This window comes from Streptococcus sp. CL5.50, from assembly GCF_049738015.1.
Taxonomy (GTDB): Bacteria; Bacillota; Bacilli; order Lactobacillales; family Streptococcaceae; genus Streptococcus; species Streptococcus mitis_CA.
Window position 1 is genome coordinate 16,457 of record NZ_JBKOTR010000014.1, and the last position, 12,347, is coordinate 28,803.

General features: G+C 42.6%; 9 protein-coding genes. 8 read left to right on the top strand and 1 reads right to left on the bottom strand.

Annotated features, from left to right (window positions below):
• Positions 1–15 precede the first annotated feature (15 nt).
• The 4 genes from ACLNCV_RS08490 (at position 16) to ACLNCV_RS08505 (ending at position 4,756) form a co-directional block, all read left to right on the top strand.
• Positions 16–1,068, top strand: a complete 1,053-nt coding sequence (locus ACLNCV_RS08490; RefSeq protein WP_424845089.1) for a BMP family lipoprotein — start codon at positions 16–18, stop codon at positions 1,066–1,068.
• Between the two features lie 142 nt (positions 1,069–1,210).
• Positions 1,211–2,746, top strand: coding sequence for an ABC transporter ATP-binding protein (locus ACLNCV_RS08495; protein ID WP_424845090.1), 1,536 nt, complete (start codon positions 1,211–1,213; stop codon positions 2,744–2,746).
• The gene (locus ACLNCV_RS08500; RefSeq protein WP_023942990.1) at positions 2,739–3,797 is read left to right on the top strand and encodes an ABC transporter permease; all 1,059 of its coding nucleotides are present in this window, start codon (positions 2,739–2,741) and stop codon (positions 3,795–3,797) included. The genes ACLNCV_RS08495 and ACLNCV_RS08500 overlap by 8 nt, the downstream gene beginning before the upstream one ends.
• Positions 3,798–3,799: 2 nt before the next feature.
• On the top strand, positions 3,800–4,756 hold the full coding sequence (locus ACLNCV_RS08505; protein WP_033677420.1) for an ABC transporter permease: 957 nt from the start codon (positions 3,800–3,802) through the stop codon (positions 4,754–4,756).
• A 34-nt stretch (positions 4,757–4,790) separates the two neighbouring features.
• Here the strand turns inward: ACLNCV_RS08505 and plsY are convergent, their stop codons facing one another.
• Positions 4,791–5,432: a glycerol-3-phosphate 1-O-acyltransferase PlsY gene (gene plsY / locus ACLNCV_RS08510; RefSeq protein ID WP_424845091.1), complete on the bottom strand. Its 642-nt coding sequence runs from the start codon at positions 5,430–5,432 to the stop codon at positions 4,791–4,793.
• A gap of 135 nt (positions 5,433–5,567) precedes the next feature.
• On the opposite strand from plsY, the gene parE reads away from it, so the two are divergent.
• From parE to ACLNCV_RS08530, 4 genes are all read left to right on the top strand, one after another.
• A complete protein-coding gene (gene parE / locus ACLNCV_RS08515; protein WP_424845092.1) occupies positions 5,568–7,511 on the top strand; it encodes a DNA topoisomerase IV subunit B in 1,944 nt (647 codons plus the stop codon).
• Between the two features lie 27 nt (positions 7,512–7,538).
• Positions 7,539–8,357: an aminoglycoside 6-adenylyltransferase gene (locus ACLNCV_RS08520; protein WP_424845093.1), complete on the top strand. Its 819-nt coding sequence runs from the start codon at positions 7,539–7,541 to the stop codon at positions 8,355–8,357.
• A 340-nt stretch (positions 8,358–8,697) separates the two neighbouring features.
• The gene (gene parC, locus ACLNCV_RS08525; protein ID WP_424845094.1) at positions 8,698–11,169 is read left to right on the top strand and encodes a DNA topoisomerase IV subunit A; all 2,472 of its coding nucleotides are present in this window, start codon (positions 8,698–8,700) and stop codon (positions 11,167–11,169) included.
• A gap of 134 nt (positions 11,170–11,303) precedes the next feature.
• The gene (locus ACLNCV_RS08530) at positions 11,304–12,326 is read left to right on the top strand and encodes a branched-chain amino acid aminotransferase (RefSeq protein ID WP_424845095.1); all 1,023 of its coding nucleotides are present in this window, start codon (positions 11,304–11,306) and stop codon (positions 12,324–12,326) included.
• Positions 12,327–12,347 lie beyond the last annotated feature (21 nt).

The window sequence follows — 12,347 nt, forward strand, 5'->3', positions numbered from 1 at the left end:
TTAGGAGGTTCAGTAATGAACAAGAAACAATGGCTAGGCCTTGGTCTAGTTGCAGTGGCAGCAGTTGGACTTGCTGCATGTGGTAACCGCTCTTCTCGTAAGGCAGATTCATCTTCTGATGTGAAGACAAAAGCAGCAATCGTCACTGATACTGGTGGTGTTGATGATAAATCATTCAACCAATCAGCTTGGGAAGGTTTGCAGGCTTGGGGTAAAGAACACAATCTTGCAAAAGATAAAGGTTTCACTTACTTCCAATCAACAAGTGAAGCTGACTACGCTAACAACTTGCAACAAGCGGCTGGAAGTTACAACCTAATCTTCGGAGTTGGTTTTGCCCTTCACAATGCAGTTAAAGATGCAGCAGAAGAGCACACTGATTTGAACTATGTCTTGATTGATGATGTGATTAAAGATAAAAAGAATGTTGCTAGTGTAACATTTGCTGATAATGAATCTGCTTATCTCGCAGGTGTTGCAGCGGCTAAAACAACTAAGACAAAACAAGTTGGTTTTGTAGGTGGTATGGAGTCTGAAGTTATCTCTCGTTTTGAAGCTGGTTTCAAGGCAGGTGTTGCCTCGGTAGATTCATCTATAAAAGTACAAGTTGACTATGCTGGTTCATTTAATGATAATGCCAAAGGTAAAACAATTGCAGCGGCACAATACGCAGCTGGTGCAGACGTTGTTTACCAAGTAGCTGGTGGTACAGGTGCAGGTGTCTTTGCAGAAGCAAAATCACTCAACGAGAGCCGTCCTGAAAGTGAAAAAGTTTGGGTTATCGGTGTTGACCGTGACCAAGAAGTAGAAGGTAAATACACTTCTAAAGATGGTAAAGAATCAAACTTCGTTCTTGTATCTACTTTGAAACAAGTTGGCACAACTGTAAAAGATATTGCTAACAAAGCAGAAAAAGGTGAGTTCCCTGGCGGTCAAGTAATCGTTTACTCATTGAAAGATAAAGGTGTTGACTTGGCAGTAACAAACCTTTCAGAAGAAGGTAAAAAAGCTGTTGAAGATGCAAAAGCTAAAATCCTTGATGGAAGCGTAAAAGTTCCTGCAAAATAATGGATGGAAGTCATTTCTTAGGAAGCGGTCCTCGGCCGCTTTTTAAGAGTTGAGACAAAGTCATTTTGTCTCAGTAAAGCTTGCTACTAGACAAACTAGCAAGTTTTATTGAAATAAAATAAGACTCTGAAAGGAAGAGCACATGGCACACGAAAATGTCATTGAGATGCGTGATATTACCAAGGTGTTTGGTGAATTTGTTGCCAACGACAAAATCAACCTGCACCTACGAAAAGGTGAAATTCATGCACTTTTAGGAGAAAATGGGGCTGGTAAGTCCACGCTCATGAACATGTTAGCAGGCCTTCTTGAACCAACTAGTGGTGAAATCGCGGTCAACGGTCAAGTTGTCAACCTTGACTCCCCATCTAAAGCAGCTGGCTTGGGAATCGGAATGGTTCACCAGCACTTTATGTTGGTAGAAGCCTTCACAGTGGCTGAAAACATCATTTTAGGTAGTGAATTGACTAAAAATGGTGTGCTAGATATCGCTGGAGCTAGCAAAGAAATCAAGGCTCTTTCTGAACGTTATGGCTTAGCTGTTGACCCTTCTGCCAAGGTGGCAGATATCTCAGTTGGAGCCCAACAACGTGTAGAAATTTTAAAAACCCTTTATCGTGGGGCTGATATTCTTATCTTTGACGAACCAACGGCTGTCTTGACTCCATCAGAAATTGATGAGTTGATGGCTATTTTGAAAAATCTTGTCAAAGAAGGAAAATCAATTATCTTGATTACCCACAAGTTGGACGAGATTCGAGCAGTTTCTGACCGCGTTACAGTTATCCGTCGTGGGAAATCAATTGAAACCGTTGAAATTGCAGGGGCTACAAATGCTGATTTGGCAGAAATGATGGTAGGACGTTCTGTTTCCTTTAAAACCGAGAAGCAAACCTCTCAACCCAAAGAAGTGGTCTTGTCTATTAAAGACTTGGTGGTCAATGAAAATCGAGGTGTTCCAGCTGTTAAAAATCTGTCCTTGGATGTTCGTTCTGGAGAGATTGTTGGGATTGCGGGGATTGATGGAAATGGTCAGTCTGAACTGATTCAAGCCATTACAGGTCTTCGCAAGGTTGAATCTGGTAGCATTGAGCTAAAAGGAGATTCAATTGTAGGCTTACACCCACGTCAGATTACAGAGTTGAGTGTTGGGCACGTTCCAGAAGACCGTCACCGTGATGGTTTGATTTTAGAAATGATGATCTCTGAAAATATTGCCCTTCAAACCTACTACAAAGAACCACATAGTAAAAATGGAATTTTGAACTATTCAAATATTACTTCTTATGCTAAAAAGCTAATGGAAGAGTTTGATGTTCGTGCTGCAAATGAATTTGTTCCTGCAGCTGCACTCTCAGGAGGAAATCAACAAAAAGCAATTATTGCTCGTGAAATTGATCGTGATCCTGATCTCCTTATCGTCAGCCAGCCAACTCGTGGGTTGGATGTCGGTGCCATTGAATATATCCACAAGCGCTTGATTGAAGAGCGTGATAATGGCAAGGCTGTCCTTGTTGTCAGCTTTGAATTGGATGAGATTTTAAACGTCTCAGACCGTATTGCCGTTATCCACGATGGTAAGATTCAAGGTATTGTATCACCAGAAACAACCAATAAACAAGAACTTGGTGTCTTGATGGCTGGTGGAAACTTGGGAAAGGAGAAGAGTGATGTCTAAAAAATTACAACAAATTTCGGTTCCCTTGATTTCTGTATTCCTTGGAATTTTACTTGGAGCCATTGTCATGTGGATCTTCGGCTATGATGCTATTTGGGGCTATGAAGAATTGTTCTATACAGCCTTTGGTAGTCTACGCGGGATTGGGGAAATCTTCCGTGCTATGGGGCCTTTGGTCTTGATTGGTCTGGGTTTTGCCGTTGCCAGTCGCGCAGGTTTCTTTAACGTCGGGCTTCCTGGTCAGGCTTTGGCAGGTTGGATTCTCAGTGGTTGGTTTGCCTTGTCTCATCCAGATATGCCACGTCCTTTGATGATTTTAGCAACTATCGTGATTGCCCTGATTGCTGGTGGGATTGTCGGAGCGATTCCAGGTATTCTTAGAGCCTATCTAGGGACGTCAGAGGTTATCGTAACCATCATGATGAACTACATCGTATTGTATGTAGGGAATGCCTTTATCCATGCCTTCCCTAAAGACTTTATGCAAAGTACAGATTCGACCATTCGTGTTGGGGCTAATGCAACCTATCAGACACCTTGGTTGGCTGAGTTGACTGGTAATTCGCGGATGAATATTGGTATTTTCTTTGCCATCATTGCCGTTGCAGTTATTTGGTTCATGCTCAAGAAAACAACCCTTGGTTTTGAAATCCGTGCGGTTGGTCTTAATCCACATGCTTCAGAATATGCTGGTATTTCTGCAAAAAGAACGATTATCCTCTCAATGATTATCTCAGGTGCCTTGGCAGGTCTTGGTGGGGCTGTTGAAGGTTTGGGAACCTTCCAGAACGTTTATGTTCAGGGGGCGTCATTAGCTGTCGGATTTAACGGAATGGCGGTTAGTCTGCTTGCGGCCAACTCACCAATTGGTATTCTCTTTGCAGCCTTCCTATTTGGTGTTCTCCAAGTTGGAGCCCCTGGTATGAATGCGGCGCAGGTACCGTCTGAGCTTGTCAGCATTGTAACAGCGTCTATTATCTTCTTTGTCAGTGTTCATTACCTTATCGAACGCTTTGTCAAACCGAAAAAACAAGTTAAAGGAGGTAAGTAAAGATGTCTATTACAACCTTGCTCACCCTCTTGGTGTCTTCTATGCTGATTTACTCAGCGCCCCTCATCTTTACAAGTATTGGTGGTGTTTTCTCTGAACGTGGTGGTGTCGTAAACGTCGGCCTTGAAGGAATTATGGTTATGGGTGCCTTTTCTGGAGTTGTCTTTAACCTTGAATTTGCAGAACAATTTGGAGCAGCAACTCCATGGCTATCCTTACTTGTAGCAGGATTGGTAGGGGGGCTTTTCTCCATCATCCACGCAGCAGCGACGGTTCATTTCCGTGCAGACCATGTTGTCAGCGGTACGGTATTGAACTTGATGGCGCCAGCCTTGGCTGTTTTCTTGGTGAAAGTACTTTATAACAAAGGACAAACCGACAACCTAAGTCAGACTTTTGGACGCTTTGATTTCCCAGTCTTGGCAAATATCCCAGTGATTGGTGATATCTTCTTCAAGTCAACTAGTCTACTTGGTTATCTAGCGATTGCCTTCTCATTCCTTGCTTGGTTTATCCTCTTCAAGACTCGCTTTGGTCTTCGTCTCCGCTCTGTCGGTGAACACCCTCAAGCAGCGGATACTTTGGGAATCAATGTCTACAAGATGAGATATTTAGGGGTTATTATTTCAGGTTTCCTAGGTGGAATTGGCGGAGCAATTTATGCTCAATCCATCTCAGTTAACTTCTCAGTGACAACTATTGTTGGACCTGGATTTATCGCTCTTGCTGCGATGATCTTTGGGAAATGGAATCCAATCGGAGCTATGCTTTCTAGTCTTTTCTTTGGACTTTCACAAAGTTTGGCTGTTATCGGTTCTCAATTGCCGTTCCTACAAGGTGTGCCAACAGTTTATCTTCAAATCGCACCTTATGTCTTGACAATTCTTGTCTTGGCAGCCTTCTTTGGAAAAGCAGTTGCACCAAAAGCAGATGGTATCAACTATATCAAATCGAAATAAGCATACAAAAAAACGTCAGTACAGAACTGGCGTTTTATTTTTTAGGATTTTGATGGGTTAAGTTCAGTCCCCAAGGGACCAAATTTTCAGTTTTATTTTTGATACGAGCGATATTGTCCTTATGGCGAATGATAATCAAGCTAGCAAGAGCTAGGATAATAGCGATGAAGAGAGGGTCATAGTTGCTCAGGATAAAACCAAAAAGTGGAAAGAGTAGAACTCCGATGACAGCCGCGATAGATGCTGTGACACTAGATAGCGAAATCATACTACCAAGATAGAGGGTTCCAAAGAAAACAACCGCAAGGTAGAGGCAGAAGATAGGCGCAAATCCGAAAACCACTCCAGCACTAGTTGCGACAGCCTTGCCTCCCTTAAATCCTGCAAAGATAGGAAAGGTATGGCCAATGACAGCTAAAAGTCCAAAGATAAGAGGCGAAACGCCTTGCAGATGAAACATAATTGGAAGAAGCGTTGCTAGGGTTCCTTTGAAAAAGTCAATCACAAAGGTCGCCATACCAGCTTTTTTACCTAAAATGCGGAAGGTATTGGTCGTTCCAGTGTTACCAGAACCATGCTCGCGCAGATTGATTTGAAAGAATACTTGTCCAATCCAGAGACCAGACGGAATCGAACCCAGCAGATAGGCTAGGATTAATAAAACTATTGTAATCATACTCCTATTATATCATGAAATGGAGAAGAAAGGCAGAGAATCTCTTCTGAAATTGTCACATCGGAGAAAGAAAAATTTTGCAAAATCCTTGGAAAACCTGTAGAATAGTAAAGATGAACGAATAGGAGGTTCCTTGTGTCAAAAAAGGAAATCAATATTAACAATTATAATGATGATGCCATTCAGGTGCTAGAAGGGTTGGATGCGGTCCGAAAACGTCCAGGGATGTATATCGGATCGACCGATGGTGCTGGTCTCCACCACCTCGTCTGGGAAATCGTCGATAATGCTGTCGATGAGGCCTTGTCTGGATTTGGTGACCGTATTGATGTGACCATCAATAAAGATGGGAGTTTAACGGTTCAAGACCATGGTCGTGGGATGCCGACTGGTATGCACGCTATGGGAATTCCAACTGTTGAGGTTATCTTTACCATTCTTCATGCCGGAGGAAAATTCGGTCAAGGTGGTTATAAGACATCAGGTGGACTTCACGGGGTGGGTTCTTCCGTTGTTAACGCTCTTTCAAGTTGGCTAGAAGTTGAAATCACTCGCGATGGTGCAATCTACAAGCAACGTTTTGAAAATGGTGGAAAACCTGTCACGACCTTGAAGAAAATCGGTACAGCACCCAAGTCTAAAACAGGTACCAAGGTTACGTTTATGCCTGATGCGACGATCTTCTCTACGACAGACTTCAAGTACAATACCATCTCAGAGCGTCTTAATGAATCAGCCTTTCTCTTGAAAAATGTGACCTTGTCTTTGACGGACAAACGTACAGATGAAGCGATTGAGTTCCATTATGAGAATGGGGTACAGGACTTTGTTTCTTATCTAAACGAAGACAAGGAAACCTTGACACCGGTTCTGTACTTTGAGGGGGAAGATAATGGTTTCCAAGTGGAAGTAGCTCTTCAGTACAATGATGGATTTTCAGATAATATTTTGTCCTTTGTCAATAACGTTCGTACCAAAGACGGTGGAACACATGAGACAGGACTCAAGTCTGCAATTACCAAGGTCATGAATGACTATGCGCGTAAGACGGGGCTTCTCAAGGAAAAAGATAAAAACCTTGAAGGTTCAGACTATCGTGAGGGACTAGCGGTCGTTCTTTCTATCTTGGTTCCTGAAGAACACCTCCAGTTTGAAGGTCAGACCAAGGACAAGCTAGGAAGTCCACTAGCTCGCCCAGTTGTGGATGGAATTGTGGCGGATAAGTTGACCTTCTTCCTTATGGAAAATGGTGAATTGGCTTCTAACCTCATCCGCAAGGCTATCAAGGCGCGTGATGCACGCGAAGCGGCGCGTAAAGCACGTGATGAAAGCCGAAATGGTAAGAAAAACAAGAAAGACAAGGGCTTGTTGTCTGGGAAATTAACGCCAGCCCAGTCCAAGAATCCTGCTAAGAATGAACTCTATCTAGTCGAGGGGGACTCTGCCGGCGGTTCTGCCAAACAAGGCCGTGACCGCAAGTTCCAGGCAATCTTGCCTCTTCGTGGTAAGGTTATCAATACAGCCAAAGCCAAAATGGCGGATATCCTTAAAAATGAAGAAATCAATACCATGATTTATACTATTGGCGCGGGTGTTGGGGCTGACTTCTCCATTGAAGACGCCAACTATGACAAAATCATTATCATGACCGATGCGGATACCGATGGAGCTCATATCCAGACTCTTCTTTTGACCTTCTTTTATCGCTATATGCGTCCGCTAGTTGAGGCGGGACATGTCTATATTGCCCTTCCGCCTCTTTACAAGATGTCCAAAGGAAAAGGCAAGAAAGAAGAAGTGGCCTACGCTTGGACGGACGGAGAGCTAGAAGAACTCCGCAAGCAGTTTGGAAAAGGCGCTACCCTCCAACGCTACAAGGGACTTGGTGAGATGAATGCGGATCAGCTCTGGGAAACAACCATGAACCCAGAAACGCGTACCCTCATCCGTGTTACGATTGAAGACCTAGCACGCGCCGAACGCCGCGTCAATATCCTCATGGGCGATAAGGTCGAACCACGCCGTAAGTGGATTGAGGATAATGTCAAGTTCACGCTGGAAGAAGCGACAGTATTTTAAGTTAGTTTTTAATGAATGGGTATAAACATGAGAACTGAAACAGAGATGCTCGATGTAATTTTAAAGACTGCTGAAACCTTACAAGTCGAGGCCGTAGCTATGTCTGGTTCACGGACAAATTCACAAGCACCACAAGATGAATTTCAAGACTATGATCTTGTCTATGTAGTAGATGACATAGACAATCTAACGAGTGACCTTTCTTGGCTGGACCTGTTTGGGAAGCGCATTATTGAGCAAGAAGTTGGTTTTGGTCATCGCCGTCTATTTCTCATGCTCTTTGAAGATGGCAATCGCATTGATTTGACTCTCTGCCCTAAAGACCACATTCAAGAGTGGGTGGATAGCGAGGCTGGATTCACTGTTTTTGAAGATCCAGAGCATTTATTTGAACCCTATTCCCCAAATATAGAGCGTTACTGGACAAGCCCAGCTAGTGCGATAGAGTTTGAAAAAATCTGCAATGAATTTTGGTGGGTATCAACTTACGTGGTCAAAGGAATCTGTCGCAAGCAAGTCATCTATGCCACTGACCATCTCCACGGTATTTGTCAGCAAGAACTTCTAAAGGTCTTGGCTTGGCAAGTTGCAACTGATAAGGGGATGGTTGATATTGGCAAGAACTATAAATATCTCTTTAAGTATTTACCTACTGAGAAAGGAAAGGAATTCTCGAATCTGCTTGATTTTTCAAGCATAGATAAAATCACTCAGTCTTTGTTTGCTACGATGAATTTTTTCCACCAAGAGGCTCAGTCCCTTGCTCAAAAGAAGGGTTTTGACTATGATATGGAAGTAGCTGAGAAGATGATTGAGTATGCTGAGGAGAGACTTCTTAATCGCTAACTAACTAAAGACCTTAATTTAAAAGATTAAACTACAGAAAGGGTCGTTTGGTTATTTGTAGTAACTGAACACGGGACTAATTTTATTCGGAAAAAGTCAAATCGTCTTGACTTCATCGAGCCCTACATCGATTTTCTATTTTTTACAGACATTTTTGGCAAGCCAAATCGTCCCTTTATATCTTAACTGAACACCTTTTCTGTAAAAACCTACTCTACATTCTTTGAAAGGAGTTGAACACGCCCTAAATGCTAGGTGAAAAAGATAAATTCTCTTGTGAGCTTGCTTACTTCAAGAATTTTCTATTTTCACTTTGTATTTTAAGGGCTCTGTATCCTATATGAGTAACATTCAAAATATGTCCCTGGAGGACATTATGGGAGAGCGCTTTGGTCGCTACTCCAAGTACATTATTCAAGACCGGGCTTTGCCAGATATTCGTGATGGCTTGAAGCCGGTTCAGCGCCGTATTCTTTATTCGATGAATAAGGATGGCAATACCTTTGATAAGAGTTACCGCAAGTCGGCCAAGTCTGTCGGTAACATCATGGGGAATTTCCACCCACACGGTGACAATTCTATCTATGATGCCATGGTTCGTATGTCACAGGATTGGAAAAATCGTGAGATTCTAGTCGAAATGCACGGTAATAACGGTTCTATGGACGGAGATCCGCCTGCGGCTATGCGTTATACTGAGGCTCGTTTGTCAGAGATTGCAGGCTACCTTCTTCAGGATATCGAGAAAAAGACAGTTCCTTTTGCTTGGAACTTTGACGATACCGAGAAAGAGCCGACAGTCTTGCCAGCAGCCTTTCCAAATCTCTTGGTAAATGGATCGACTGGTATTTCAGCTGGTTATGCGACAGATATTCCACCTCATAATTTAGCTGAGGTCATAGAAGCGACGGTTTACATGATTGACCACCCAACTACAAAGGTTGATAAACTCATGGAATTCTTGCCTGGGCCAGATTTCCCTACAGGAGCTATCATCCAAGGCCGTGATGAAATCAAGAAAGCCTATGAAACTGGGAAAGGGCGCGTAGTTGTTCGTTCCAAGACTGAGATTGAAAAGTTAAAAGGTGGTAAGGAACAAATCGTTATTACTGAGATTCCTTATGAAATCAACAAGGCCAATCTAGTTAAGAAAATCGATGATGTTCGTGTCAATAATAAGGTGGCTGGTATTGCTGAGGTGCGAGATGAGTCTGACCGTGATGGTCTTCGTATCGCTATTGAACTTAAGAAAGACGCTAATACGGAGCTTGTTCTTAATTATCTTTTCAAATACACTGACCTGCAAATCAACTACAACTTTAACATGGTGGCGATTGACAATTTCACACCTCGTCAGGTCGGTATTGTTCCAATCTTGTCTAGCTATATTGCCCACCGTCGTGAAGTGATTTTGGCGCGTTCACGCTTTGACAAGGAAAAGGCTGAGAAACGTCTCCATATCGTCGAAGGTTTGATTCGCGTGATTTCTATTTTGGATGAAGTCATTGCTCTTATCCGTGCTTCTGAGAATAAGGCGGATGCCAAGGAAAATCTCAAAGTTAGCTATGATTTTACAGAGGAGCAGGCTGAGGCCATCGTTACCTTGCAATTGTATCGTTTGACCAATACCGATGTGGTTGTCTTACAGGAAGAAGAAGCAGAACTTCGTGAGAAGATTGCCATGCTTGCAGCTATTATAGGTGATGAGCGGACTATGTACAATCTCATGAAGAAAGAACTTCGCGAGGTTAAGAAGAAATTTGCGACTCCACGTTTGAGTACTTTAGAAGACACAGCAAAAGTAATTGAGATTGATACAGCTAGTCTGATCGCCGAGGAAGATACCTACGTCAGCGTGACCAAGGCAGGTTACATCAAGCGTACCAGCCCACGTTCCTTTGCGGCTTCCACTCTGGAAGAAATTGGCAAACGTGATGACGACCGTTTGATTTTTGTACAAGCTGCTAAGACAACCCAGCATCTCTTGATGTTCACGACGCTTGGAAATGTCATTTATCGACCAATCCATGAATTGGCAGACATTCGTTGGAAGGATATCGGTGAGCATCTGAGCCAAACCATTACAAACTTTGAAACTAACGAAGAAATCCTTTATGTGGAAGTCGTGGATCAGTTTGATGATGCGACAACCTACTTTGCGGCGACTCGTTTCGGTCAAATCAAGCGTGTAGAACGCAAAGAATTCTCTCCATGGCGGACCTATAAATCTAAGTCTGTCAAGTATGCTAAGCTCAAAGACGAGACAGACCAGATTGTAGCAGTGGCTCCGATTAAACTGGATGATGTTCTCTTGATTAGCCAAAATGGTTATGCCCTTCGTTTCAATATCGAAGAGGTACCAGTTGTCGGTGCTAAGGCTGCAGGTGTCAAAGCTATGAACCTGAAAGCAGATGATGTCCTCCAATCTGCCTTTATCTGTAACACCTCATCCTTCTACCTCTTGACTCAGCGTGGAAGTTTGAAACGTGTTTCTATTGACGAAATTCCGGCAACTAGCCGTGCAAAACGTGGGTCACAAGTCTTGCGTGAGCTAAAAAATAAACCGCATCGTGTCTTCTTAGCAGGAGCGGTTGCAGAACAAGGCTTCGTTGGTGACCTCTTTAGTACAGAAGTGGATGGGAACGATCAAACTCTGATTGTTCAATCTAACAAAGGTACAATCTATGAAAGTCGACTACAAGACTTGAACCTGTCAGAACGCACTAGCAACGGAAGCTTTATATCAGACACCATTTCTGATGAAGAAGTTTTTGACGCTTATCTTAAAGAAGTATTTACAGAAGCCAAATAAGTGAAATGAAGAATCAGTTCTCAGAGCTGGTTCTTTTTATTGAAGAAATTTTCTGAAAATTACAAAATATACTTGCTATTTTATAAAAATAGTGTAGAATAAAAGAAATAGGTTTTTAGAATAAGGAGTGGAATATGACAGTAACGATTGATTGGGAAAACCTTGGTTTCTCCTATATGAAATTACCTTATCGCTATATTGCTCATTTTAAAAATGGACAATGGAATCAAGGAGAGCTTACAGAGGATGCAACTTTGCATATTTCAGAGTCTTCTCCAAGTCTTCACTATGGACAACAAGCATTTGAAGGTTTGAAAGCTTATCGTACTAAGGATGGCAGTGTTCAACTGTTCCGTCCTGATGAAAATGCCAAACGTCTGCAACGTACATGTGACCGTCTCTTGATGCCGCAAGTTCCGACAGAAATGTTTGTAGAAGCTTGTAAGGCAGTTGTTCGTGCGAATGAAGAATATGTACCTCCATACGGAACAGGTGGAACCTTATATCTTCGCCCTCTTTTGATTGGTGTCGGAGATATTATTGGGGTTAAACCAGCAGAAGAGTATATTTTCACCATCTTTGCCATGCCAGTTGGTAATTACTTTAAAGGCGGTTTGGTTCCAACCAACTTCTTGATTCAGGATGAATACGACCGTGCAGCGCCAAATGGTACAGGTGCAGCTAAAGTTGGTGGGAACTATGCTGCCAGTCTCTTGCCAGGGAAATTGGCCAAGTCACGTCATTTCTCAGATGTTATCTATCTAGACCCATCAACTCATACAAAGATTGAAGAAGTCGGATCAGCTAACTTCTTTGGAATTACAGCTGATAATGAATTTGTAACACCATTGAGTCCATCCATCTTGCCATCTATTACTAAGTATTCTTTACTTTATTTGGCAGAACACCGCTTGGGCTTGACTCCTATTGAGGGTGATGTCCCAATTGATAAGCTTGATTGTTTTGTAGAGGCAGGTGCCTGTGGTACGGCAGCAGTTATTTCACCAATTGGTGGAATTCAGCACGGTGATGATTTCCATGTATTCTATAGTGAAACAGAAGTTGGCCCTGTGACTCGTAAACTCTATGATGAATTGACAGGTATTCAGTTTGGTGATATTGAAGCGCCAGAAGGTTGGATTGTAAAAGTAGATTAAAATAAACTAAAGGAGATTTTT